The following is a 25,291-nucleotide window of genomic DNA, read 5'->3' on the forward strand; positions in this document are numbered from 1 at the left end:
TATTATCCGTTGGCTGCGAGGGCGGGCGTCTGGCCCGTCCGGGTGTTGGCCCAGGTGGCGGCGGTCGAGATGCCACCCAGGGGGAAGATGTGGACCTGCTCGATCCCGAAGGCGGGGTTCTCGGCCTTATGGGCGGCGAGCTGGTCCACCACGTCGTCGGGCTCGTAGGGCAGGAGGAGCTTGGTCACGTCCAGCGCCCGCTTCTGCAGGACCTGGAGCGAGGGGCCGACGCCGCAGGCGATGGCGAACTTGATGAGCGTCTGGAGCTTCGCCGGGCCGGCGATGCCGATGTGCACCGGCAGGTCGATCCCCTCGGCCTGGAGGCGGTCCACCCAGGCGATCACCGGCTTGGCGTCGAAGCTGAACTGCGTGGCGAGGGCGACCTTGGCATCGGTACGGGCGGCGAAGGCCTGCTTCCAGCGCATCGCCTCCATCACCATGCGGTCGGAGCCATCGGGGTCGATGTCCTTGTTCCCCTCCGGGTGGCCGGCGAAGTGCAGCCGCGTGAACCCGTCGAACAGGCCAGTCTCGATGAGCTCCATGGAGGAGGTGAACTCCCCGGCCGGGTCGGCACGGCCACCGGCGAGGATCAGGCCCTCCTTCACGCCAGCCTCGCCCTTGTAGCGGGCGATCCAGTCGGCGAGCATGGCGCGATCGGCGATCGAGCGGGCCGGGAAGTGCGGCATGACCTCGAAGCCTTGCCCGGCGATCCGCTTGGCGGTGGCGACCATGTCCTCGATGGCGGTGCCGTCGATATGGGCGATGTAGACGCGGGTGCCGGGCGGCAGGATCGCGCGGAAGTCCTCCACCTTCTCGGCGGTGCGGGGCATCACCTCGATGGACCAGCCGCTCAGGAAGCGGGAGGTCGCCTCGCTGGGCGTGGTGGGCGCCTCGGGCTTGCGGCGCAGGAAGGGCAGGAGCGACATGAGAGCCTCCGTCAGGCGCAGGGGCTTCACGCCCGGCCGTGGTTGTCGATGAGCGCCTTCAGGCGCGCGGTGTCGTATTCCGTTTCGAGCCGCTGGGCCTCGCCCTTGGCCACCTCGGCGGGCTCACCCTCCACGGGATAGGGCGCGGACTTCCGCCATTCCGCCAGATAGGTGTCGGTCTCGCGGGCGCCGGCCTTCATCGCGGCGCGGTCGATGGCCTGCTCGAACCGCTCGGAGAGCTGGACCTTCGACCCCCTGCGACCCGGGCCGACGATGACCTGGGCCGGAATGTCGCGCCAGTAGACGATGGTCACGTCGGGCATGGGGTCCTCAGCTAGCTCGTGGCCCCGCTTCTAGGGCAAGTTGCGACACCCGCAATGCCGGTTTTCGACATGTCCCGTGCATCGCGCGACCGCGACGCTTGCGCGGCCGGGGGTGGCATGGCTACATTGAAGGCAAGTTCAGATTGGAGGGCGCGACCATGGCGCCCAGGCGTCCCGAGAGCGCGGGCGCGTTCCCGATCGCGGTCGAATCGCCCGCGCCCCAACCCCCGGACCCGGCGACGCTCTATGCGGCGCTGGACCTGGGGACCAATAGCTGCCGCATGCTGATCGCCCAGCCGAAGGGCTCGGGGTTCCATGTGGTCGACAGCTTCTCGAAGTCCGTCCAGCTCGGCCAAGGGCTGGAGGCCTCGGGACGGTTGTCCCGTGCCGCCATGTCGCGGACCATCGGCGCGATTCGGATCTGCAAGCAGAAGCTCCTGCGGCACGACGTGAGGCGGATGCGCCTCGTGGCGACGGAGGCCTGCCGGCGGGCGCGGAACGGCGCGCAGTTCCTCCAGCAGGTCCGGCGCGAGACGGGCCTCGCGCTCGAGATCATCCAGCCGGAGGAGGAGGCGCGGCTCGCCGTCATCTCCTGCGCGCCGCTCGTGTCCACGCGAACCGAGCAACTCCTCGTCGTGGACATCGGCGGCGGTTCGACCGAGCTCGTATGGATCGACCTCACGGCCGTGCCGAAGCGCGAGCGGCCCCGGGCCATCATGCGGCTCCACGCAGGCTTCCGGCAAAGTCCCGGGCCCTTTCCGGTCGCCAAGGTCGTGGACTGGATCAGCGTCCCCTTGGGCGTCGCCACGCTGCGCGACCAGTTCGAGGACGTGGAGGACGACTCCGCCCGCTACGCGCTGATGAGTTGGTACTTCGAGGAGAACCTCGCGGGCTTCGCCCCATCCGCGACGATGCAGGCGCGGGAAGGATTCCAGATCATCGGAACCTCCGGCACGGTGACCACGGTCGCCGCCTCCCACCTGGGTCTCCGGCGCTATGACCGCGCCAAGGTGGACGGGCTGCGCATGACCTCGGACCAGATCGACGCCGTGGTGAAGGAGTATCTGGCGCTCGGGCCCGAGGGGCGGCGCGCCGATCCGCGCATCGGCAAGGATCGGCACGAGCTCATCATGTCGGGCTCGGCGATCCTGCAGGCGCTGATGCGGCTCTGGCCGACCGACCGGCTGTCGGTGGCGGATCGCGGGCTGCGCGAAGGTCTGCTCTACGCGCAGATGAGCGCGGACGGCGCGCTGGAGGACGCTCTCTAGGCGATCTCCGACTTCACCATCAGGCAGAGCTGCCAAGGACCCAGCGCGACCTCGGTGGCGCCCTCGGGCACGTCGACGCCGAGGCCTTGCCCGGCCACTCGCCATTCACCCGGCGGCAGGACGGCCCGCGCGGTACCATCGCCGAGGTTGGCGGCGACGAAGACCTGCTCTCCTCCACCGATCCGCACGAACTCCACCACGTCGTCGGCCGCCATCATCGGCGACTGGGCGCCGGTGCGGAGCGCGGGATGGCGGCGCCGGAAGGCCAGCGCTCGACGGTAGTGCCCGAGCATCGAGCTCTCCTCGTCGTCCTGCGCTCCGACCGCCATGGAAAGGTGCGCAGGCGAGACGGGAAGCCACGGCCTGACACTCGAGAAGCCACCGTTCTGGTTGGAGTTTTCCCACGCCATGGGAGTCCGCGCCCCGTCACGGCCCTTGAACTCGGGCCAGAAGGCGATCCCGTAGGGGTCTTGCAGGTCCTCGTAGGCGACCTCGGCCTCGGGCAGGCCCAGCTCCTCGCCCTGGTAAAGGCAGACGGAGCCGCGCAGGCACATGAGGAGCGTCGCATATGCCCTTGCGGCAGCGTCGGAAAGACGCCACCTCGTGACGTGCCGGACGGTGTCGTGGTTCGAGTAGGACCAGCAAGGCCAGGCATCCGGCGCCGCGCGGGAGAGCCGCTCGAATGTGCCGGCAAGGACCGGCGCCGTGGCGCGGGTCGGCTGCAGCAACTCGAACGGGTAGCACATCTGAACCTTATCGCCGCCCGAGGTGTATTCGGCCATGATCTCCAGGCCCCGTTGGGCGTCTCCCACCTCGCCCACGGCCGCAGCGCCGTACGGCACCAGCTCGGCCCGGAAGCGGCGCAGGAAGTCGAGGTTCTCGGGCTGGTTCTTGGAGAACAGGTGGAGTTGGTGGTTGTAGGGATTCACCGAGGGCGCGATCGAGTCGTTCCGAAGCTCCTTCGGCAGCGAAGGATTGTCGCGCAAATACTTGTCGGCAAAGTAGAAGTTGATGGTGTCGAGACGGAACCCATCGACCCCGCGCCGAAGCCAGAATCGCACCACGTCGAGAAGCGCGTCCTGCACGGCCGGCTCGTGCAGGTTCAGGTCGGGCTGCGAGGTCAGGAAGTTGTGGAGGAAATACTGCTCGCGCCCTGGATGCCAGGCCCAGGCGGACCCGCCGAAGACGGAGAGCCAATTGTTGGGCGGCGTGCCGTCGGGCTTGGGCTCGGCCCAGACATACCAGTCGGCACGGGCGTTGTCGCGCGAGGCCTTGCTTTCCACGAACCAAGGATGGCGGTCGGAGGTGTGCGAGAGGACAAGGTCGATCATCACCCTCAGGCCGAGCTCGTGCGCGACGGCTACCACGCGGTCGAAGTCGGCCAACGTCCCGAACATCGGGTCGACGTCGCAGTAGTCGGACACGTCGTAGCCGAAGTCCTTCATGGGCGAGGTGAAGAACGGGCTGACCCAGATCGCGTCGGCGCCGAGCCGGGCGATGTGCGGAAGGCGTTGCGCGATGCCTGCAAGATCGCCGATCCCGTCCCCGTTCGAGTCCTGGTAGCTCCGCGGATAGATCTGGTAGATCACCGCGCCGCGCCACCAATCCGGGTCCAGGGCCAGGGGGGAGACCCCGGGCAGGTAATCGGGCGTACGTGTCATCTCAGGACCCTCCCCGTTCGTGCAGCCGGGCCGGTGATGGCAGAGGGGGCGAGTCCCGTCCAGCCCCGTGGCGCCTCCCTTGATGTGGGGGGGCCAGGGGCCTATCAGCGCTGGACAGGTTCCTGCGAGGTCCGCCATGCCCCCTTCCGCCGAAACGCTGACGCTGGTGGCCGACATCGGCGGGACCAACACCCGGGTCGCGCTGGCGCACGGGACCGAAGTGATGGCGGACACCATTCGGCGGTATGCGAACGCGGAGCAGCCCAGCCTCGAGGCGGCTTTGAGGCGCTTCCTGTCCGAGTCGGGCGACGTCCAGGTCGTGGGCGCCTGCGTCGATGTGGCGGGTCCGGTGAAGGACGGTCGCGGAACCCTGACCAACCGTGACTGGACCATCGACACCACCACACTCGCCCAGGCTACCGGCGCCAAGGTGACAGCGATCCTGAACGACCTGCAGGCGCAGGGCCACGCCCTCGGTTTCCTCGACCTGTCCAAGACCAGCACCATCCTCCCGTTCGCGGAAGCCGGGCGCGATGCCACCAAGCTCGTCGTGAACGTCGGCACCGGCTTCAACGTCGCTCAGGTCTTCGAGACCGGGACCGGTCGCCTCGTCCCACCCGCCGAGGCCGGGCACGTCACCCTGCCCGTCCGGTCCGAGGCGGACCTCCGCCTGGCCCGCTTCGTCGGGGCCGCGTACGGCTTCGGCTCCGTCGAGGAGGTGCTGTCGGGACGCGGCATCGTCCAGGTCCACGACTGGCTGGGCCAGGAAGAGAGCGACCCGACGCGAATGACCTCGGCCGAGATCATGGCGGCGATGTCCCAGGGCGGAGACAGCCGAGCGGTCCGGGCGGGGCGCATCTTCGTGCGGATGCTGGGCGCTGTCGCGGGCGACCTGGCGCTCACCACCCTGCCCTTCGGCGGCGTCTGGCTGGTCGGCGGGCTCGCGCGGGCCTTCGCACCCTATCTGCTCGACTTCGGCTTCGTCGAGGCGTTCCGCGACAAGGGCCGCTTCTCGGGCTTCATGGAGGCCTTCGGTGTCGGCGTCGTGGAGGACGACAACGCGGCGCTGGTCGGCTGCGCGTCGCATATCGCGCGCCTTGTCCAGGCCGCGCAGCCGTCGGCCTGAGAATCTCCCTCAAGCGGGCTGGGGCGTCGCGCTTCCCTCGCCGGCGAGTTGACGCTCCACCACCGACGTGAGCTCGACGAGAGAGAAGGGCTTGGGCAGGAAGACCGAGCCCGGGATAAGGGCCTTCTGCTCGGTGAAGGCCTCCTCGGCGTAGCCCGAGACGAAGACCACCTTGATGCCGGGACGATCCTCCAGCGCCTTCCGCACCCAGGTCGGTCCATCCATGTCGGGCAAGATCACGTCGGTCAGGATCAGGTCCACCGCGAGGGCGCGGTCGGCGAGAAGGGCCAGGGCGGCTTCGGCGCTGTCGGCCTCGAGCACGGTGTAGCCGCGCAGCCGCAGCGCGCGGACCGCGAAGGCTCGGACTGGCGCCTCGTCCTCGACGAGGAGAACCACGCCCGCCGCCACTCGGGTGACCGGCGGCGCGGGCGTCGCGGGCACCGGGCGGGCGCGCGGCCGGTCATGGGCTGGGAGCCACAGCGTGAAGGTGCTGCCCCGGCCCACCTCGCTTTCCGCGAAGATGAAGCCGCCCGTCTGCTTGACGATGCCGTAGACGGTCGAGAGCCCCAGGCCCGTCCCCTCGCCCGGCTTCTTGGTCGTGTAGAAGGGCTCGAATATCTTGGGGAGGCGGTCGGGTGGGATGCCGGTCCCCTCGTCCGTCACGGTGACGAGGACGTAGCGCCCCGGAGGAATGGTCGCGCGGTCGAGCACCTGAGGCCCGTCGAGGCGGCGCTGGCTCGTCTCGATCCGGATCTCGCCCCCTTCGGGCATGGCGTCCCGGGCGTTGACCACCAGATTCATGACCACCTGTTCGAGCTGTCGCTTGTCCGCGCGAATGAAGAGACCGGCCGGGTCGTGTCGGAGCGCGAGGCGCACCTTCTCGCCCACGAGGCGGTTGAGGAGGTGCGTGAGGTCCGACAGCGCGACGCGGAGGTCGATCGTCTCGGGCATCATGCTCTGCTTGCGCGAGAAGGCGAGGAGCTGGCCCACGAGGCTCGCCGCACGGTTCACGTTCTGGCTGATCTGGATCAGGTCGGGATAGTCCGGATCGCCTTGGTCGTGGCGCAGAAGCAGCAGGTCGCAATGGCCCGAGATCGCGGTGAGCAGGTTGTTGAAGTCGTGGGCGACCCCTCCGGCGAGCTGGCCCAGGGCATGCATCTTCTGGCTCTGGACGAACTGGGCCTCCATGGCCTTGAGTTCGCTCACGTCGTCGAGCACCGCGACGAGATGGCGATCCCCCGTCCGGCCCCGCGGGGCTGAGCGCAACGCGCAGGATCGTGTCGTGATGCCCGCCGGTGCCGCGAAGGAACTGGGGCCCGGAGGCCGGCCGCCCCTCGGCGATGTCGGCGATCCACTCTCCGACCGGACGGCCGAGCCCCTCGAGAAGGTCCGACAGGCGGGTGCCATCGAGGAGCGGCATGGGCAGGAGCGCGCGGGCCTGTCGGTTCGCCGCCAGGATGATGCCGGAGGGGGCGAGCTTCAGAAGCGGGAGGGGCAGATCCTCGATCGTGTCCCAGACGCGGACAGGCGGGTCGGCGGCGCCCTCCCTGCCATCGCCCAGGCCCTCACCTTGCCAGAGGAAGGTCTCGGCTGCCAGGCGATCGACGGTAAGACGCTGCCGCCCCCATCGGGTCGCGATCTCCGCCTCGGCGTGGCCGGACGCGGAGGCCTCCGCCTGCAGGCGCCATGCCAGGCCCTCGGCATCGGCGACGAGGGGGGCGAGGGCGGTGGCGACGGTCGGCGGGGTCTCCTCCGGGTCGGGAGGGACTGGGCTCCGGATCAGGATCTTGCCCCCGGGGTCGGCAAGGCAGCAGTCGGCGGAGGTCCGACCCATCAGCTTCCCAGCGACCTGCAGGACCGTGCGGCGCCTGGCCCGGTGCAGGAGGTCGGAGGCGGCCAGGAGAAAGGAGACGGCCAGGAGGAGCGACCCCATGGGCACCAGGACGGCCTGCAGCCAAGACACGCCCGCAGCGGCAGAGAGCATGAAGGTCGCGACCGAGGCGACCAGGATCGCCACCGGCAGCGGCCGAAGCAGCCGTGCCGAAGGCTCAGGCACGTTCGAGACCGGCGCACGACGGCCGAGGTCGGCGGACTTGCGGGCGCGAACGGCGCCAGGGGTACTGGTCAGGGACACGGAGTCGGATCCTCGCGAGGCATGCCCACGCAGGAGACCTCAAGAAAGCTAACAAAACGTTAACGAATTGCAACATCACGCCGGATCAGGCCCGGGGGTGGCCCGTCCGACGCAGGATGGCCTGAAAGAAGCCATCGCCCTCAGGTCGTGGCAGGAGGCTGAGACGATCCGCGACCTCCCAGCCGGGATGACGGGCCATGAACGCGGCGACTCGGTCGTCGCACTCCTCGCGCAGGATCGAGCAGGTGGCGTAGGCAAGGCATCCGGGACGGGGCGACCAGGGGCTGGGCGGCGTCGAGGATGCGGTCCTGCAGGGTGCAGAGATCGGCGAGGCGCTCCGGCGTGAGGCGCCATTTGGCGTCGGGCGTGCGCCGCCAGGTGCCGCTGCCCGAGCAGGGGGCATCCACGAGGACGAGATCGTAAGGGGCACGGGCGGCGGGGTCGGACAGCAGGCCGACACCGAGACCCGCGCGGGACGCGCGGGGCGGAAGGTCGGCCATTCGACGGGGATCCGCGTCGTGGGCGAAGAGGGCAAGGTCGGCCCGCGCGCCCATGGTCAAGGTCTTGCCGCCCCCGCCTGCGCAGTAGTCGAGGACACGGTCGCCGTCGCGGAGCGGCAGGCGGAGGACAGCAGCCTGGGAGGCCGCGTCCTGAAGCTCGACAACGCCGCTCCGGAAGGCGTTGGACTGGGCGATCTTCGTTGCGCCGGCGACCACTTGCAGCGCGGTCTTCACATGCGGGTCCTCCTCGGTCCCGATCCCTTCGGCGAGGAGGGCCCGGGCGGCCTCTTCGCGCGTGCCCTTGTGCAGGTTTGCGCGGAGCGTCACCGGAGCCCGCTGCGTCAGCGTCCGGCAGGCCGCCTCGAGATCGTCGCCGAGCGACTCCTGCAGGCGAGGGAGGAGCCAGTCGGGCATGTCGAGGCGGGTCCCGAGGGGAGCGTCGGCGAGGTGCCGGCCCTGCTCCCCTGGTGCAGGCGGCGGGAGGGCGTGGCCCTCTCCGGTCATCAGCGTGGCGGGATCGTTGCCCGCGAGCCGCAGCGCCCCGAGCATCAGGCCCCGGCCGGTCTCGCCTCCGCCGACCCAAGCCAGCGAACGGCGGCGGCGGAGGGCGTCGTAGACGTGGTCGCGGACCGCGGCGCGATCCTTGCTGCCGGCGTAGCGCGCGCCGCGGGCCCAGTTGGTCAGGACACGCTCGGCGGGGGCGCCGGACAGGATCTCGTCCAGAATCCCGGCGGCGGCGGCAAGGCGGGCGGCGGGGGTCATCCGACGCGGTAGTTCGGCGACTCGCGGGTGATCTGGACGTCGTGGACGTGGGACTCGCGCAGGCCGGCCGACGTGATCTTCACGAAGCTGCAGTTGCGGCGCATCTCCTCGACGGTGGCGCAGCCGGTGTAGCCCATGGCGGCGCGGAGGCCACCGACGAGCTGGTGGATCACGGCGTGGGCCGAGCCCTTGTAGGGCACCTGCCCCTCGATGCCCTCGGGGACGAGCTTGTCCGAGGCCGCGTCCTTCTGGAAATAGCGGTCGGCGCTGCCCCGGGCCATGGCGCCGAGGCTGCCCATGCCACGGTAGGATTTGAAGCTGCGGCCTTGGTAGAGGATCACCTCGCCGGGGCTCTCGTCGGTGCCGGCGATCATGCTGCCGACCATGGCGCAAGAGGCGCCGGCCGCGATGGCCTTCGCGAAGTCGCCGGAATACTTGATGCCGCCGTCCGCGATCACCGGCACGTCGCCGGCGGCCGAGGCGGCGTCCATGACGGCGGTGAGCTGCGGGACGCCCACGCCCGCGACCATGCGGGTGGTGCAGATGGAGCCGGGGCCGATGCCGACCTTCACCGCGTCGGCACCCGAGTCGATCAGGGCGCGGGTGCCCTCGGCGGTGGCGACGTTTCCGGCGATCACCTGAACTTCGTTCGACAAGGCCTTGAGGCGGCTCACGGCCTTGCCGACGCCCTCCGAATGCCCGTGGGCGGTGTCGATGACGACGATGTCCACGCCGGCCTCGACCAGCGCGGCGCTCCGCTCATAGCCGGCGTCGCCCACGGTGGAGGCGGCAGCGACGCGGAGGCGGCCCAACGAGTCCTTGCAGGCGATCGGGTTCAGGACCGCCTGCTCGCTGTCCTTGAGGGTCAGGAGGCCGGTGAGCTTGCCCTGCCCGTCGGTGATGAGGAGCTTCTCGATCCGCCGGGCGCGCATCAGGGAGCGCGCCTCCTCCAGATCCGCAGGCTCCTGCAGCATGGCGAGGTTGTCGGAGGTCATCATCACGCTGACGGGCGTGCGGTCGTCCGAGGCGAAGCGCATGTCGCGGTTGGTCACGATGCCGACGACGCGGCCCCTGTCGTCCACCACGGGGAAGCCGGTGACGCCGTGGCGGGCCTGGAGCGCCTTGGCGTCCGCGAGGGTCTGGTTCGGCGAGAGCGTGATCGGATGGTCCACGATGCCCGAGACGAAGCGCTTCACCGTGCGGACCTCGGAGGCCTGCAGTTCCACGTCGAGGTTGCGGTGGATGACGCCGATGCCGCCCGCCTGGGCCATGGCGATGGCCATGCGCGCCTCGGTCACGGTGTCCATCGCGGAGGAGAGGAGCGGGATGTTCATGGCGATCCCGCGCGTCGCGCGGGTCCGGGTGTCGGCGGTGGAGGGCAGGACGCTTGATGCCGCTGGCACCAGGAGCACATCGTCGAAGGTGAGGGCTTCGCGAATCTCCATGGGGGCCGACTCCTCTGTGATGTGGAATCAGCGCCTCTTGTCATGGAACGGCGGCTGACGCAAATCGGCCCCGGGCTGCCGCTGGCGGTCCATGTCCGGCCCTTCGCGCGTTGTAGAAGAGGTCGGCCTCCGAAGGAGCTTCCCGTGACCCAGGTTCTGCCCCTGCCCTCCGCCGAGAGCGCGCCCGAAGAAGCGCTCGTCATCTTCACGCCTTCGGGCAAGCGGGGGAGGTTCCCCGTCGGCACGCCGGTCCTGACCGCCGCGCGCCAGCTCGGGGTGGACCTCGATTCGGTCTGCGGCGGGCGGGGCATCTGCTCGAAGTGCCAGGTGACACCGCAGTTCGGGGAGTTCCCGAAGCATGGCGTGACCGTGACCGAGGACGCCCTGAGCGGCTGGAACGCCGTCGAGCAGCGCTACGACCGCATCCGGGGGCTGCGCGAGGGACGCAGGCTCGGATGCCAGGCGAAGGTCGAGGGCGACGTCGTGATCGACGTGCCGCCCGAGAGCCAGGTGCACCGGCAGGTGGTCCGCAAGGCCGCCGACGACCGCGAGATCGTCATGGACCCGGCGACCCACCTCCACTTCGTCGAGGTGGCCGAGCCCGACATGCACGAGCCCTCGGGCGACTTCGACCGCCTGGTCCGCGCGCTGCGGGAGCAATGGGAGGTCGAGGAGGCGACGGCGCCGCTGTCGGTGCTGGCGAAGCTCCAGCCCGCGCTGCGGAAGGGGAACTGGCAAGTGACGGTGGCGCTGTGGCGCGGCACGGAGGGGCCGGCGCGGGTGCTGGACGTCTGGCCGGGCTTCCACGAGGGGCGCATCTACGGGCTGGCGATCGACGTGGGGTCCACGACCATCGCGGCGCACCTGACGGACCTGCGGAACGGGACGGTGAAAGCCAGCGCGGGGGTCATGAACCCGCAGATCCGCTTCGGCGAGGACCTGATGAGCCGGGTCTCCTACGCGATGATGAACCCCGGTGGGGACAGGGAGATGACCCGCGCGGTGCGGAGCGCCATCGACGGGCTGGCGAAGTCGCTGGCCGAGGAGGCCGGGATCGCGGCGCGCGACATCGTGGAGATGGTCTTCGTCTGCAACCCGGTGATGCACCACCTGTTGCTGGGCATCGACCCGGTGGAACTCGGGCAAGCGCCCTTCGCGCTGGCGACGGGGTCGTCGCTGGACCTCGAGGCCAAGGAGCTCGGGCTGACCGAGGTCAACGAGGCGGCACGGGTCTATGTGCTGCCGCTGATCGCGGGGCACGTCGGCGCGGACGCGGCGGCGGTGGCGCTGGCCGAGCGGCCGGACCAGTCGGAGGACCTGTCCCTTGTCGTGGACGTAGGGACAAACGCGGAGATCCTGCTGGGCAACCGGACGCGGGTGCTCGCGTGCTCGTCGCCCACGGGGCCGGCCTTCGAGGGGGCGCAGATCAGCTCGGGCCAGCGCGCGGCGCCGGGAGCCATCGAGCGGGTGCAGATCGACCCCAACACCAAGGAGCCACGCTTCCGGGTCATCGGGGTGAGCCTCTGGTCGGACCAGCCGGGCTTTGCCGAGGCGGTCGCGGGGACGGGCGTAACGGGCATCTGCGGGTCCGGGATCATCGAGGCGGTGGCCGAGATGCGGATGGCGGGGCTGCTGGACACGGGCGGCCTGATCGGCTCGGCGGAGCAGACGGGGACCGCGCGCTGCGAGCCGACCGGGCGGACCCACAGCTATCTGCTGCATGACGGGACCGCGAACGACGGGCCGCGCATCAGCGTGACGCAGGGGGACATCCGGGCGATCCAGCTCGCCAAGTCGGCGCTCTACGCGGGGGCGCGGCTGCTGATGGACGAGATGGGCGTAGACAAGGTGGACCGGGTGACGCTCGCGGGGGCCTTCGGCGCGCATATCAGCCCCAAGCACGCGATGGTGCTGGGGATGATCCCGGACGTGCCGCTCGACCATGTGCGAAGCGCGGGGAACGCCGCCGGGACGGGCGCGCGGATCGCGCTCTGCTCGGTCGCGGCGCGTCGCGAGGTCGAGGCGCTCGTGAAGCATATCCACAAGGTCGAGACCGCCATCGAGCCGCGCTTCCAGGAGCATTTCGTCGCCGCGAACGCGATCCCGCACGCGAGCGACCCGTTCCCGAACCTGCGGGAGATCGCGACGCTGCCGGAGGTGTCCTTCAACGCCAACGGAGGCGGCGGCGAGGGACGGCGGCGGCGGCGGGGCTGAGGGCTGGCGCGGGGGCTTCCTCGCGCTACCCTCGCAGGGCATGGCAACAGGGGAGGTTAGCCATGTCCGTCGCCAAGGTCATCGAGATCTCGAGCACCTCGCAGCAGAGCTTCGAGGACGCCATCAACAAGGGCATCCAGCGCGCCACGAGCAGCCTGCGCAACGTCACCGGCGCCTGGATCAAGGAGCAGCAGGTCTCCATCGAAGGCAACAGGATCACGAACTACCGCGTGAACCTGATGATCACCTTCATCCTGAACGACTCGGACGACATGAGCACGGCGGGCGGAGGCGCCTGACGGGTCCTTGACGGCGCCCGAGGGGATCGTTACCTCGGGCGCATCACCGCGGGTATGGTGAAAAGGTATCACGAAAGCTTCCCAAGCTTCAGTTACGGGTTCGATTCCCGTTACCCGCTCCATGATCCCTCCCAGACGTCGAAGCGCATCCAGAGGACCAGCCGCCGCGAGGCATCGGTGACCCTGCAGGATGGGTCCGTCCGGCTGGGCCTGCTGCACGTCGACCGTCGGATGACCTCGGGTCCGAGGGCGGTGGAAGGGGTCGCGACGGGACCGCCAAGGTCAGGCCATCCCCCTGCCCTGCCCTCGCCGAGTTGTCCTGACGGCGGCTCGCCTCTTCAGGGGAGCGGTCCGACAGCCAGCCACTTGCGGTGGTCCAGGGGACGGGGGCCAGCGAGAGCCCCTTGTCAATGCCGACCGACGGCAAGTACTGGCTGGCCCCGACCGGATGGGCCAGGGCGGCGCTGGATCCAACCCTGCCGCAGGGTCCGTGGCCAAAGCCCACCGGCGCGCAGGAGGGCCAAGCAGGCCAGATGACAGTGACGGACGAGGACATCGCGACGACGCGTGGCTCGCGCGCCTTCGACAGGGAATGGTACTGCCGGCAGTACCCGGACGTGGAGTTGAGCGGCATCGAGCCGGCTCGCCACTTCGCGCGGTACGGGACCCTGCTGGGTCGCTCTCCCTCGGCGCAGCTTCCTCGGAAGGACTACGAGCTGGAGTTTCCCGCCGCCGTCGGGACGAACCTCGTCCTCCACTTCGAGGCGATCGGGCGGCATCTGGGCTACGACATCGTGAGGGGATGCCTCCCTCAGGATGCCTTTGCCGGTCCTGGCCTTGTCTTTGCCGACGTGGCCCGCCGTCCCCTGGTGACGGTCGTGATGACCGCCTTCAACTCGGAGGCCACGGTCGCGGCAGCCTTGGGTTCCCTGCTGACCCAGAGCCTGAAGGACATCGAGGTCCTGGTCGTGGACGACAAGAGCACGGACCGCACGGCGGATGTCGTGACCGGCATCGCCGAGCGAGACGGACGCGTGAGGTTGATCCGGCTCCATGCGAACCGCGGGGCCTACTGGGCCAGGAACCTGGCGCTGTTCGAGGCCCGCGCCCCGTTCATAGCCCTGTCCGACTCCGACGATGTCTCGCTGCCCGGCAGGCTGGAGGCGCAGCACGCGGCCCTGAGCGGCTCTCCGTACGCTGCTGGCCTGCCATGTCGATCGCCGGCGCGTGAGCCGGAAGGGGATCACGGCCCTCCGCCGTGGTCGGGAGCAGAGCCTGGCCTGCACGACGATGATGGCCCGGAAGGAGCTCTTCGACATCGTCGGGTTCTTCGATTCCGTCAGGATCGCGGCCGACGACGAATTCCTCGATCGCATGACGCTCATGCTGACAGGGGCGCAGTGGCGCCACCTGCCCCTGCCCCTGTGCCAGGCCACGGTGCGACCGGAGCCGCAGGCGGCAGGGGACAGGGTCGGGGTCGACGCGCCGACCGAGGCACGCCAGGACTACGCGCGAGCCTACCGGGCCTGGCATCGCCAGCCCGTGGATCACCGCCTGGAGTTCCCCCTGAGGAACCGGAGCTTCCCGGCGCCCGCGATCGCCGTCCCCGGCTTCGGGGATGGCGAACGGATCACGGCCTCCATGGCGACCTTCCCGCCGCGCCTTGCCACCCTGGATCGCGTGGTGGCGCGGATCGTGCCGCAGGTGGACCTGTTCCGGATCCATCTGAACAACTTCGAGTCGGTGCCCGGCTTCCTGCGGCACGAGAAGATCCGCGTCACGCGCTCGCAGGAGCATGGCGACCTTCGGGACAACGGCAAGTTCCTGAACATGCATGAGGTTCCGGACGGGTTCCACCTCACGGTCGACGACGACATCGCCTATCCGCGCAACTACGCCCGCTACATGGTCGCCAAGGTCCTGCAATACGACCGGCGGGCCGTCGTCGGCGTCCATGCCGCCATCCTGCAGCCCGGCTTCGGCAGATACCACGACGGAGTCTCGCGGCGAACCTGGAGCTTCCGACAGGAGCTCGGCGAGGACGTCCCGGTCCATGTCCTCGGAACCGGCACCGTCGCGTATCATACCTCCGCCATCGACTTCGGCCTCGAACGGGCCGGGACGACCGGGATGATCGACCTCTGGCTCGCGAAAGCGGCGCAGGAGCAGGGCGTGGCGATGATCGCCGTTGCGCGCGGCCGGAACTACCTGCGCGAGATCGGCGACCATGGCCCGACGTCCATCTTCGAGCAATCCAAGCTCGACGACAGTCGCGAGACCGAGTTCGTCCGCACTCACGGGCCTTGGCGGGCTCTCGATCCGATCGGACGGCTGGTCCTGGGCGCCGACTGATCGGGCAGGCTCCGGCTTCATGATGCGCCCGCCACGAGCTTGAACGGCGGGCGACCGAGTGTCAGGAGGGACCTCGTCGCCGTGTCGATCTGCGGCGTGGGCTCCGTGAACCGGGAGGTCGCTGGGTCGCCCACACGATCGGGACGACTGAGACGTGCGATCGAGTGGGAGTTTGGCATGGCCAGCAGCGAATCTGAAACGCGTGGCGCCGATAGGCAGGAACGGGGCGTGGACATCCACGAATCGCATGAGTCGAGCGCGGATCTCCGAACGAGCCTGGCAGCGCGGGAGAGCGAGGTCGCTGGCCTGAAGGAGCAACTCGACATTCGCTTCAGGGAGATCGCCGTGCTCACCCGGGAGCTCGAGAAGCAAGGTGCGGCGCTCGATCGGATGCGCCAGGAAGCCGAGCTGCAGCGTCTCCAGCTCGAGAAGGTGGTCACAAGCACCACCTGGCGGATGACCGGCCCGCTGCGACGCCTGATCGACCTTCTGCGGTCGCGGAGGGGATGAGCCAGCGGACGATCTGTCCGTCGGCAGGAACGGGGATCACCAACGGGGGCCGGACGGCCGCGCGGCGTCTCCCGATCCCGCCAAGTCGTCTTGGGACGGGCATGGGTAGGACTCGCCGTCCTCGCCCCTCGCGCAAGATCGTCTCCGGCCGCGAGCCAGCATGTACGCCCCGCTGGTCGAGGGGCGCCGCCGGGCAGGAAAATCGGCCGGCGCCGGGCAGCGACCTTGCGACTTGCGCCCGATGATGTCAGACGCTCCCCGGAAACCCGCGCGTTCGATCCCTCTGCGAACGTGACTGATGCGGCTCATGAGACGACGAAGCATGAATGCCCTCGGTGAACGCCTCCAACCGCAACATTCGGCCGCCGGGGGATCGGTCCCGGCCGGAGCTTCGGACCCTGGCCTCGTCGCTCGGGCCGCGTCCGGCCATCGGGGGGGCCGGCGCGCGTGCCGCCGTCATCGCGATGGTCAGGGACGAAATCCAGATCATCGAGCCTTGGCTGGACCATGCGCTCTCCCTGTTCGATCAGGTCCTGGTCGCCGATCACAGATCGACGGACGGAACCCTGGAGGTCCTGCTCGACAGGGAGCGAGGCAGCGATCGCCTGACGGTCTACCGATACATCGAACGCGAGTTCAGGAAGGAACAGGTCATCTCCCTGCTCCGGAGCGAGGCGGTGAGGCTCGGTCGATTCGATTGGCTCTTCTTCCTCGATCCCGATGAATTCCTGCCATTCAGGGACAAGCAGGAGTTCACCGACGTTCTTGATTCCGCCGATGGCGAGGACTTCCTGCATTTCCGCTGGAGGAACTGCTACCCCGACCCATCCGCCTCGGAGGGTGTCTCGTCTTTCGGCTTCCGGCAGGTTCGCCCCTCGAAGGTCGGGAAGCTCGCCATCAGCCGGATGGCCGCCGAGGACCCGGACATCCTGGTCCCCATCGGGGCCCATTCGGTCACGCACCGCGTCGAAGGCCCCAGGATGGGGAAGGAGGTGGGCGAGATCTATCACTTTCCGGCCCGCTCGCCCGAGCAGGCGTGGCGAAAGACCCTGGTCGGCACCCTCAACAGGCTGACGGTCCTGCAAGCCGAGTCGTCCAGCCCCATCCACTGGCATTATCCCGAGGCCCTGCGAAAGCTCGCTCGGGGGGACGAGCCGGACATACTGCCCCTGATCGTCCATGACTATGGCGAGGTGAAGCCGGTCTCACCGTCCGGCACGGGCGACTGGGTGCGATCGGAATTCGAATCCTGCAGCTTCGCGTTCGCTGGCCTGCCGGCCGACGAAAGCCCCAAGCCCTTAGATGACCGCCAGGGGGTGCCTGGGAATGCCGCTCCGATGAGCCTGGCGCAGGCGATGAACGACTCCGTGTGTCTCGAGCTCTCAAGGAGAATTGTTGCGATGAATGACACGAGCGGTGTCGTGCCTGTCGGCGATCTGGAGCTCACCCTCGACAGGACCATCAGGCAGCGCGCGAACTTCGACGAGAGGGCGTTCGCCAAGCTCCCGGACGAGGCGGCGCCCGGGCTGACGATGGAGGCGGTCGTCTCCGCCGTCCAGGCCAGCTTCTGGGACGTCAGGCATCCGGTCGCGAGCGCCTGGAGCGAGCACGTCCCGTTCCTGTTCAGCCTGTTCGCGCTCCTGAAGCCGCGCTGCTACGTCGAGCTCGGAGTCCATAGGGGGGCGAGCTTCCTGTCGGCGTGCCAGGCGGTCGCGTCGCTGGAGTTGGAGACGACGTGCGTGGCCGTCGACAACTGGGTCGGAGATGCCCATGCGGGCTATCACGATGCGACCGTCTTCCGTGAGTTCACCGAGGACCTGAAGCAGTATCAGGGCTTCGCCGGCTACATCCGCGCCGAGTTCTCGAAGGCCGTCGGGAATTTCGACGACGGCTCCATCGACCTCCTGCACATCGACGGGTTCCATTCGGCGTCCGCCGTCCGGCGGGACTACGAAACCTGGAAGCGGAAGCTCTCGCGGAGGGGCGTCATCCTCTTCCACGACGTCAACGAGTATCGGATGGACTTCGGCGTCTGGCGGTTCTGGCGCGAGCTGCGCGACGAATTCCCCTACATCGAGTTCGGGCACGGGCACGGGCTGGGCGTCCTTGTCGTCGGCGAGGACAGCCCGCTGAGGACGGACGCGCCGGATCTGCCGGCGCCGGCCTCGTCTCCGATGATACGAGACCTCCTCCAGGTCTTCTTTGGGTCCGTCGGGCAGCTTTCGCTGCAGATGAGCAACTACCGGGCGTCGCAGAACGATCTCGAAGCGAAGCTCAGCCTCGCGCGCGAGGAGGCGGCGCAGCTCTCTCACAGGGTGCATGCCCTCGAGAGGTCTGTCGAGGCTTACCGGGAATCGTTGTCATGGAAGCTGACGGCTCCGCTGAGGGGCTTGCGGACGGCCATCAGGAGGCCGGGCTAGGCACGGCGTGACCTCCTGCCGGCCTCGCCGCCGACAGGTTGAGGGCCTGGGGGCTCCTGCGGCGCGATGTTCGTGGGACGGCGGTCCCGTCGCGCCGACAGACGGTTGATCCAGCCGTCACTGGCCGAGGTCGAGGTGGCTCGTCGGGATTCCGCGTCCGTTCCGTCGGCCCCGCCGAGGGCGACGAGACGGTATGGGCCGGGTGGATCCCGATCCTGGCCCGTCGGGCCTTCCGCTTGCAGGGCGCCCGGTCTAGGGACGGCGCGCACTCAGAAAGGGAGACTCCGCATGACCGACATCACCCGCATCGAGCCGGGCCCGCGCATGAGCCAGGCCGTGATCCACGGGGGCATCGCCCATCTCGCCGGGCAGGTCGGCGCGCCGGGGGCCAGCGTGACGGACCAGACCCGCGCGGTGCTGGCCGAGGTGGACCGGTTGCTCGCGGCCTGCGGGACGAGCAAGGCGCGGCTGCTGACGGCGCAGATCTGGCTCGCCGACATGGCCACCTTCGCGGAGATGAACGCGGTCTGGGACGCCTGGGTGGACCGGCAGAATCCTCCGGCGCGGTGGACGGGCGAGGCCAAGCTCGCCACGCCGGACTACAAGGTCGAGATCATCGTCACGGCGGCGGTCTAGGGCTATGATGGGGGCCATGATCCGGTTCGCGGTGGTCATGGCCCTTCTTCCCCTGGCGGCCTCGGCGCAGGAGGCGCCGGTGGAGTTCGATTGCCTGGCCGAGGACGGCCGGGCCTTCCGGGTCGAGCTGTGGCAGCCGTCGGAGCTCGGATCGCCCTTGCACTGCGTGAGGGGGCTGGACCTGGACGGAGTCGCAGCCTGCGCTCGTCAGGGCGGCTGGGGCCTGAGCGATCCGTCCAACGCCCCCGGGGAGCTGGCCGGGGTCGTGGGGAGGACGTCGGAGGCCCTGGGTGCGGAGGGGAAGTTCTTCGCGAGGGTGGGCCTCAGCGAGTTCGTGGCTTCGGCCTCGCGCGGGGTCGGGATGCCGCTGGCGCTGGAGGTCCATGGGATCACCTTCTGGCGGATGCGGATGGACCTCGCGGGTGGCGAGGGGACGATGTTCACCCGGGACGGGGCGGTCGCCTTCCGTTGCGGCGGGATCGAGGTGGGGCCGTAGGGCGGGCGCGCTGAATTCGCGCCCTTGCGTGATGTGAAAGGGGTCTCGGGCCGTTACGGGGGCGCGGGGTTGGCGCCGCGCCGGTCCGTCGTGCCCGAGGGTCGCGCCGGGCGTGCCACGGCCAGGGCGCGAGGGGCGTGTGCGCGACACGCGGCGGCTGGGTCTTTGCGGCCGGTCCGGAGTATTGGACGCCGTGGCCTCCCAGGAGGTGGGGGGGCTGCGCCCACCTTTCAAAGAGCTCTCGTCCGTGAAGCCTCTCTCCGCCCTTCGCGCATGGCAAAGGACCGGAGCCCCGGACATGATCGGTCCTGTCTGTCCTGGCGAGGGGCTGGCCGATCGAAGCCCCTGCCGAGGGGAGGCTCACCCCTTGAGGCCTCCTCCGACGCAAGCGCTCTCCTGCTGTGAGGTCTTGAGCGGGCCAGGGGGGGGCGTCGCGGGGCGGCGCTCCTGATGCGGGCCAGGATGCGGCCCGGAGGTTAACGATCCGTTACCCGGGCGTTCGGTGGGGGGTGAGGGACGCAACACCCTGGGGGCAAGGCTCTGATCCAGCTCGCAAACCGCTCGGGCCGGGGTGTTGCGTCGCCGGGTGAGGGGCACCTTCCTGCAGCGCGAATCGGCCCGGTTGGGCGTCGGCGGCGCGGTGCGCTGGGGGGCACCTGATGACGGCCGAACGCGGGCGGTCCAGCGACCTCGGCCGTGGAGGGCTGACGCGCGCCTGAACGAGAGGGAGGGACGATGCAGCGTTCCGAGAGGGCGGAAGGTGGACACCTGCCCTACGGCGTCAGGGACGGGTGCAGCCTGGGTGCGTAGCCGGCCCGGAGGACCGCGACGAGAGGGGCGGGCGTGAGGACCTCGGCCTCGCCGCTCGCGGGGCGCGACAGGGGAGCGCCGTAGCCGAGGGGGCCAAGGGGATGCAGGCGGTCGCCGTGGACGAGCGCCGGGGTCCCGTCGTGGCGGATGAAGGTCCCGTCGGGGAGCGCCGCGAGGGGGATCGGTGCCAGCGTTGACAGCGCGTCTGCGGTTCGACCCGGGTCGCGTGGAGCCTGCGGTCGATCTCGGCCGCCTTGGGCCGCTCGCCATGGGCGAGTCGCCAGGCCTCGAGGAAGAGCAGGTGGTCCCGGCGCCGGCACTCGGCGCAGGGGCGGTGGCCGGCGGCGAGGGCGACGGCCTCGTCGTGGAAGAAGAGTTCCGTGTAGTGGCCGGGGGTCATCACCGGGCGGTGGCGATCCTTGAAGGAAAGGACGCAGCAGATCCAGTGGGGGTGCCTCCAGCGGGCGGGGCCGAGGGTCCCGTCCCCGCGGTGGAGGATGCCGCGGTTGCCCATGAAGGTGCCCTGGATCGGGATCGCGACAATCTGGCCCGTGGGGAGGACGCGATTCTGGAGGGTCATGCGCCCTGCCCTAGCCGTTGCGGAGGACCTCGATCACCGCGTCGGTCGGCACGTCGTCGGCCACGAAGGATCGACCGATGCCGCGCGCGAGGATGAAGCGGAGGCGGCCGGCGACGGCCTTCTTGTCCTGGGCCATGAGGGCCAGCAGGCCCTCGGCGTCGGGAAGGTCGCCCGGGATGTCGGCCAGCGCCGCCTTCATGCCCATGGCGCGGAGGTGGGCGCGGACGCGGGAGGGGTCCTCCTGCGCAGTGAGGCCGAGCCGGGCGGAGAGGTCGAAGGCGAGGGCAAGGCCGATGGCGACGGCCTCGCCATGGAGGAGGCGGTCGGAGTAGCCGGTCGCGGCCTCTAGGGCGTGGGCGAAGGTGTGGCCGAGGTTGAGGAGCGCGCGGTCGCCCTCCTCCGTCTCGTCGCGCATGACGATCTCGGCCTTCATCTCGCAGGAGCGGCGGACGATGCGGTCGAGCGCGGCGGGGTCCTGAGCGAGGATCGCGGGGGCGCTCGTCTCGAGCCAATCGAAGAAGGCGGCGTCGCCGAGGAGGCCGTATTTCACCACCTCGCCGTAGCCGGAAAGGTAGTCGCGACGCGGGAGGGTCCGCAGGAGCGCGGTGTCGGCTAGAACGAGGACGGGCTGATGGAAGGCGCCCACGAGGTTCTTGCCCTGCGCGGTGTTGATCCCGGTCTTGCCGCCGACCGAGGAGTCGACCTGCGCGAGCAGCGTCGTGGGCACCTGCACGAAGCGGACGCCGCGCCGGAGGATCGCCGAGGCGAAGCCCACGAGGTCGCCGATGACGCCTCCGCCGAGGGCGACCACGAGGTCGCGTCGCTCGACCTTCTGGGCGAGGAGCCACTCGACCGTCCGGACGAGGTGGGTCCAGTCCTTGGTGCCCTCGCCCGCTGGAAGGACCAGCACCTCGGATTCGATGCCGTCGCGGGTCAGCGATTCCCGGAATGCGGGCCAGTGACGGGCGGCGACGTTGGCGTCCGTGACGACAGCGACCTTCGGGCGGCGAAGATGGGACGTCAGGAAGGTCCCGGCGCGGTCCAGGAGCCCCTCGCCGATCTCGATGTCGTAGGCCCGGCCGGGCAGGTCCACGCGAACGGTCATGGCGTCTCCAGGATGTCGGGGCGGGTGGCGAGCACCTCGAGCGCGCGGGCGGCGGTCTCCTCGATTGAGAAGCCGGGCTCGGCGCGGACGGAAAGGTCGGCCAGCCGGTAGATGGGGACGCGCTTCTCGTAGAGGCTCGCGAGGGTGCCGCGCGGGTCGGGGGTGCGCAGGAGCGGGCGCGTGTCCTTATGGCGGACGCGGTCCCAGAGGAGGTCGAGGTCGGCGTCGAGCCAGAGCGCCACGCCCTTCTCGCTGATGGCGAGGCGGTTGCGCTCGGCCATGTAGGCGCCGCCGCCGGTGGAGACGATGGCGGGGGGACCGGCGAGGAGGCGGGCGATCACCTCGGCCTCGCGGTCGCGGAAGAAGGGCTCGCCGTCGCGGGCGAAGATCTCGGCGATGGTGGCCTGGGCGGCCTCCTCGATGGCGGCGTCGCTGTCGAGGAAGGGGACGCCGAGGCGCGCGGAGAGCGCCCGGCCCACGGCGGTCTTGCCCGAGCCCATCATGCCGACGAGGACCACGCTGCGCCTGAGGCGCGGCGGACGGGAGGCCGGGGCCCGGACCTTGCGGGGCCGTGCCGATGACTTTCGCGTTCCGCCCCCGCCCATCCTGTCCAACAGCCGTCCTGTGGCGCCCGGGCGCCCTGCCCCGGCGTCGATTTGCGCTTCCTGTCCCCTATAGGGGTGAACTCCCCGAAAAGACCATATATGAGTCGCCGTGGCCGCCCCGTGAGATGGGCCGCGAGAGGGACCGAGAGCAGGCGATGTGGCGACTCATCAAGGTTCTGCTGATCCTGGCCGTCCTCGCCGGGATCGCGCTGGTGGCCTATGCCTATATCGGCCCCTTCGTCATGCCGGGCGACTTCCAGGCGCCGGTGCGGGACGTGACCCAGCCCGTGGACCTGGACATCGACTAGGGATGCGCCTCGCCATTCTTGCCGCCCTGGGCCTCGCCGCGGCCCCTGCCCTGGCTCAGGACGCGGACAGGCCGCTGTCGGCCATCGACTGGCTGTCGCAGAGCCTGGAGAGCACGTCCTCGGTGGCCGCCGGGGAGCCGCCCGTGGCCGAGTCGGCGGCGGCGCCGGGGATCACGGTCACGCCCCTCGACGGGACGGGCGGCGGGCTCTCGGGCGTGCTGCCGGCCGAGGTGACGGGGTTGCCGCCGGACCTCTGGGCGGGAAGTGACGAGGGGGAACTGGCCGCGCTCATCGGTGCGGAAGAGGCGGAAACGGTGCCGGCGCTCCAGGACCTGCTGGTGACGATGATGCTCGCGCAGGCGGAGTCGCCGGAGGGGGGCGACGGGACGGACCTGTTCCTCGCGCGGGTGGACAAGCTCCTCGACATGGGGGCGCTGGACGCGGCGCGGGCCCTGCTCGAGTCGGGGGACCTGCTCGAACCGGAGGCCTTCCGGCGGTGGTTCGACGTGACGCTGCTGCAGGGGACGGAGCACCAGGCCTGCGCGGTCCTGAGGAGCCACCCGTCGCTGGCGCCGACGCTGATGGCGCGGGTGTTCTGCACGGCGCGGAACGGCGACTGGAACGCGGCGGCCCTGACGCTGAACACGGCGCGGGCGCTGGGCGACGTCACGCCGGAGGACGAGGAGCTGCTGACGAAGTTCCTCGACCCGGAGTTCGCGGAGCCGGAGGAAAGCCTGCTGCCGCCGGAGAGGCCCACCCCTCTCGTCTACCGGATGAAGGAGGCCGTCGGCGACCTGATGCCCACGGCGGGGCTGCCGCTCGCCTTCTCCCATGCGGACCTGCGGGACACGGTCGCCTGGCGGGCGCAGATCGAGGCGGCCGAGCGGCTCGCGCGGCATGGGGCGGTGTCGGAGAACGTGCTGCTGGGGGTCTACACGGCGCGGCAGCCGGCGGCCTCGGGCGGGGTCTGGGACCGCGCGGCGGCGATCCAGGCGCTCGACCGGGCTGTGCAGGCGGGCGACAGGGCGAAGGTGGCCGAGGCGCTGCAGCCGGCCTGGGACGGGATGCAGGAGGTCGGGCTCGAGGTGCCCTTCGCCAAGCTCTTCGGGGAGGCGCTGGTGGGGCTCGGGCTGGATGGGGATGCGGGGGCGCTGGCCTACCGGATCGGGCTCCTGTCGCCGGCCTACGAGGCGGCGGCGCGATCGCGCGAGCCCTCGACGGCGCAGGAGAGGGTCTGGCGGGCGGTGGCGCTGGGCGAGGTGGACGGCGTCGAGGGGTCGGACGCGCCCTCGGCTGCGGTGCTGGCCGGGTTCCAGGGAACGGAGGTGCCGGCGGAGCTCGAGGCCGAGCTCTCCGGGAAGCGGGTGGGCGAAGCGGTCCTGAACGCGATGGACGGGTTCCGGCAGGGCATCGACGGCGACCGCGCGGCGGTGTCGGCGGCCATCGCCACGCTGCGGGCGGCGGGGCTCGAGGACGTGGCCCGGCGAGCGGCCCTGCAGTTCCTACTGCTGGACGCGCGGGCGTGAGCGGAGCGACCTGGGTCGGGGCCTTCCTCGATTCGCTCGCGGCCGAGCGGGACGCGGCGGCCAACACGCGGCTCGCCTATGGGCGGGACCTGAACGACTTCTCGGGATGGCTCGCGCATAGGGGGGTGCAGCTTTCCGACGTGTCGCGGGGCGACGTGGACGCTTACCTCCTGTCCTGCGAGGCGCAGGGCCTGTCCAAGGCCACACGGGCGCGGCGGCTCTCGGCCATCCGGCAGCTCTTCCGCTTCGCGCACGAGGAGGGATTCCGGGAGGACAACCCGACGCTGCGGCTGTCGGGGCCGGGCAAGGAGCGGAAGCTGCCCGGGACGCTGGAGGTGCCGGAGATCGAAGCGCTGATCGCGGCGGCGCGATCCGGCGCCGGGGACCGGATGCGGAACACCTGCCTGCTGGAGCTCCTCTATGCGACCGGGATGCGGGTGAGCGAGCTCGTGTCGCTGCCGGTGGCGGCGGCGCGGGGGGACCCGCGGGTGATCCTCGTCAGGGGCAAGGGCGGGAAGGAGCGGCTGGTGCCGCTGTCGCCGCCCGCGCGTGAGGCGCTGGCCGAGTGGCTGGGCGAACGAGACGCGGCGGAGGAAGGAAAGTCGAAAGGGGCGCAACCCTCGAGGTTCCTGTTTCCGTCCCGAGGCGTCGCGGGGCACCTGACCCGGCAGGGGTTCTTCGCGCTGCTCAAGGACCTCGCCGCGCAGGCAGGGATTCCGCTGGACCGCGTGACGCCGCACCGGCTCCGGCACGCCTTCGCCACGCACCTGCTGGCGAACGGGGCGGACCTTCGGTCGATCCAGGCCATGCTGGGGCACGCCGACCTCGCGACGACCGAGATCTACACGCACGTCCTCGACGAGAGGCTGCGGGAGCTGGTGCTGACGAAGCATCCCCTGGCGGAACGGAATGAGGCGGAGTGATGGCGGACGCGCCATAATCCTCGGTTTCGTCAACCGAATCTTCATCACTTCGTGCGAATCTGGTCGGGCTTGGGCGTGCCTTCCGTCGCCCGGGCTCTCCTCCCTGTTGGACTGGTCGCGCCCCCGGGCGCGACCCTTTTTCCCGTTGTCGTCGAACGGCTTGGGCGGTCGCGAAATCCGTTGACGGCCCGCTGCCCTTGCCCTAACGTCCCCGTCGAAAGTCGGCCAAGTCCGGCAGGGAGAGAACGGGAAAGGGGTGCGACCGCGCACCCCTTTCTCTTTTCGGCCAAGCCTTTGTGAAGCGCGGAAGCCCGCCCCTGGCGAGCGTCGGGCCCTGACAGTCGTCCGGCCGCATGATAAGC

General features: G+C 70.2%; 19 protein-coding genes, 1 tRNA gene and 3 pseudogenes. 14 read left to right on the top strand and 9 right to left on the bottom strand.

Annotated features, from left to right (window positions below):
• Nucleotides 1-2: 2 nt before the first annotated feature.
• The gene (locus RUMESO_RS00115; protein WP_037277083.1) at nt 3-926 is read right to left on the bottom strand and encodes a methylenetetrahydrofolate reductase; all 924 of its coding nucleotides are present in this window, start codon (nt 924-926) and stop codon (nt 3-5) included.
• 26 nt (nt 927-952) lie between these two features.
• The gene (locus RUMESO_RS00120) at nt 953-1,249 is read right to left on the bottom strand and encodes a virulence factor (protein ID WP_037277085.1); all 297 of its coding nucleotides are present in this window, start codon (nt 1,247-1,249) and stop codon (nt 953-955) included.
• A gap of 158 nt (nt 1,250-1,407) precedes the next feature.
• Here RUMESO_RS00120 and RUMESO_RS00125 point away from each other — a divergent pair, with 158 nt between their 5' ends.
• On the top strand, nt 1,408-2,517 hold the full coding sequence (locus tag RUMESO_RS00125) for a Ppx/GppA phosphatase family protein (protein WP_037277087.1): 1,110 nt from the start codon (nt 1,408-1,410) through the stop codon (nt 2,515-2,517).
• On the opposite strand, the gene RUMESO_RS00130 is transcribed toward RUMESO_RS00125, so the two are convergent.
• Nucleotides 2,514-4,178 (bottom strand): alpha-amylase family glycosyl hydrolase, encoded by a 1,665-nt coding sequence (locus RUMESO_RS00130; RefSeq protein WP_051520868.1) that lies wholly within the window; start codon nt 4,176-4,178, stop codon nt 2,514-2,516. The two genes, RUMESO_RS00125 and RUMESO_RS00130, sit on opposite strands and share 4 nt — an antisense overlap.
• Nucleotides 4,179-4,314: 136 nt before the next feature.
• On the opposite strand from RUMESO_RS00130, the gene RUMESO_RS00135 reads away from it, so the two are divergent.
• Nucleotides 4,315-5,304 carry a glucokinase gene (locus RUMESO_RS00135; protein WP_037277089.1) on the top strand — a complete coding sequence of 330 codons (990 nt, stop codon included), beginning with the start codon at nt 4,315-4,317 and terminating at the stop codon, nt 5,302-5,304.
• 9 nt (nt 5,305-5,313) lie between these two features.
• Here the strand turns inward: RUMESO_RS00135 and RUMESO_RS23690 are convergent.
• The 3 genes and pseudogenes from RUMESO_RS23690 to guaB form a co-directional block, all read right to left on the bottom strand.
• Nucleotides 5,314-7,090: pseudogene (locus tag RUMESO_RS23690) on the bottom strand (ATP-binding protein).
• Between the two features lie 433 nt (nt 7,091-7,523).
• Nucleotides 7,524-8,700, bottom strand: a pseudogene (locus RUMESO_RS00150) (RsmB/NOP family class I SAM-dependent RNA methyltransferase).
• Complete coding sequence (gene guaB / locus RUMESO_RS00155) at nt 8,697-10,145, bottom strand: IMP dehydrogenase (RefSeq protein WP_037277091.1); 1,449 nt, start codon at nt 10,143-10,145, stop codon at nt 8,697-8,699. Before guaB ends, RUMESO_RS00150 begins: the two are co-directional and overlap by 4 nt.
• A gap of 144 nt (nt 10,146-10,289) precedes the next feature.
• Between guaB and RUMESO_RS00160 the strand changes: the two genes are divergently transcribed.
• The 9 genes and pseudogenes from RUMESO_RS00160 to RUMESO_RS00195 all read left to right on the top strand — a co-directional run bounded on the left by RUMESO_RS00160 (nt 10,290) and on the right by RUMESO_RS00195 (nt 19,072).
• Entirely contained in the window at nt 10,290-12,359 is a 2,070-nt protein-coding gene (locus RUMESO_RS00160) for an ASKHA domain-containing protein (RefSeq protein WP_245639094.1), read from the top strand.
• 62 nt (nt 12,360-12,421) lie between these two features.
• Nucleotides 12,422-12,658 (top strand): dodecin family protein, encoded by a 237-nt coding sequence (locus RUMESO_RS00165; RefSeq protein ID WP_037277092.1) that lies wholly within the window; start codon nt 12,422-12,424, stop codon nt 12,656-12,658.
• A gap of 48 nt (nt 12,659-12,706) precedes the next feature.
• A tRNA-Gly gene (locus tag RUMESO_RS00170) sits at nt 12,707-12,780 on the top strand.
• A gap of 411 nt (nt 12,781-13,191) precedes the next feature.
• Nucleotides 13,192-13,842: pseudogene (locus RUMESO_RS28770) on the top strand (glycosyltransferase family 2 protein); the annotation flags it as partial.
• Between the two features lie 43 nt (nt 13,843-13,885).
• Nucleotides 13,886-15,010, top strand: a complete 1,125-nt coding sequence (locus RUMESO_RS26695; protein ID WP_037277095.1) for a hypothetical protein — start codon at nt 13,886-13,888, stop codon at nt 15,008-15,010.
• A 177-nt stretch (nt 15,011-15,187) separates the two neighbouring features.
• Nucleotides 15,188-15,520: a hypothetical protein gene (locus RUMESO_RS00180; protein WP_156362559.1), complete on the top strand. Its 333-nt coding sequence runs from the start codon at nt 15,188-15,190 to the stop codon at nt 15,518-15,520.
• 326 nt (nt 15,521-15,846) lie between these two features.
• On the top strand, nt 15,847-17,940 hold the full coding sequence (locus tag RUMESO_RS00185; RefSeq protein WP_051520871.1) for a class I SAM-dependent methyltransferase: 2,094 nt from the start codon (nt 15,847-15,849) through the stop codon (nt 17,938-17,940).
• 288 nt (nt 17,941-18,228) lie between these two features.
• Nucleotides 18,229-18,576 (top strand): RidA family protein, encoded by a 348-nt coding sequence (locus RUMESO_RS00190; RefSeq protein WP_037277097.1) that lies wholly within the window; start codon nt 18,229-18,231, stop codon nt 18,574-18,576.
• Nucleotides 18,577-18,592: 16 nt separating this feature from the next.
• Nucleotides 18,593-19,072: a hypothetical protein gene (locus tag RUMESO_RS00195; protein ID WP_156362561.1), complete on the top strand. Its 480-nt coding sequence runs from the start codon at nt 18,593-18,595 to the stop codon at nt 19,070-19,072.
• A gap of 781 nt (nt 19,073-19,853) precedes the next feature.
• Here RUMESO_RS00195 and RUMESO_RS00200 read toward each other — a convergent pair.
• Genes RUMESO_RS00200 through RUMESO_RS00210 form a run of 3 tightly spaced genes read right to left on the bottom strand, consistent with a single transcriptional unit; the run spans nt 19,854 to nt 22,172 of the window.
• On the bottom strand, nt 19,854-20,462 hold the full coding sequence (locus tag RUMESO_RS00200; protein ID WP_245639095.1) for a hypothetical protein: 609 nt from the start codon (nt 20,460-20,462) through the stop codon (nt 19,854-19,856).
• A gap of 10 nt (nt 20,463-20,472) precedes the next feature.
• Nucleotides 20,473-21,567, bottom strand: coding sequence for a 3-dehydroquinate synthase (aroB, locus tag RUMESO_RS00205; protein ID WP_037277101.1), 1,095 nt, complete (start codon nt 21,565-21,567; stop codon nt 20,473-20,475).
• Nucleotides 21,564-22,172, bottom strand: coding sequence for a shikimate kinase (locus tag RUMESO_RS00210; protein WP_082483279.1), 609 nt, complete (start codon nt 22,170-22,172; stop codon nt 21,564-21,566). The genes aroB and RUMESO_RS00210 overlap by 4 nt, the downstream gene beginning before the upstream one ends.
• A gap of 155 nt (nt 22,173-22,327) precedes the next feature.
• Here RUMESO_RS00210 and RUMESO_RS25555 point away from each other — a divergent pair, with 155 nt between their 5' ends.
• Genes RUMESO_RS25555 through RUMESO_RS00220 form a run of 3 tightly spaced genes read left to right on the top strand, consistent with a single transcriptional unit; the run spans nt 22,328 to nt 24,929 of the window.
• Complete coding sequence (locus RUMESO_RS25555) at nt 22,328-22,480, top strand: hypothetical protein (protein WP_169791108.1); 153 nt, start codon at nt 22,328-22,330, stop codon at nt 22,478-22,480.
• A gap of 2 nt (nt 22,481-22,482) precedes the next feature.
• Complete coding sequence (locus RUMESO_RS00215) at nt 22,483-24,006, top strand: hypothetical protein (protein WP_037277105.1); 1,524 nt, start codon at nt 22,483-22,485, stop codon at nt 24,004-24,006.
• Nucleotides 24,003-24,929, top strand: a complete 927-nt coding sequence (locus tag RUMESO_RS00220; protein WP_037277108.1) for a site-specific tyrosine recombinase XerD — start codon at nt 24,003-24,005, stop codon at nt 24,927-24,929. The genes RUMESO_RS00215 and RUMESO_RS00220 overlap by 4 nt, the downstream gene beginning before the upstream one ends.
• The last annotated feature ends 362 nt before the right edge of the window (nt 24,930-25,291 follow it).

It is taken from the genome of Rubellimicrobium mesophilum DSM 19309, assembly GCF_000600335.2.
Taxonomy (GTDB): domain Bacteria; phylum Pseudomonadota; class Alphaproteobacteria; order Rhodobacterales; family Rhodobacteraceae; genus Rubellimicrobium; species Rubellimicrobium mesophilum.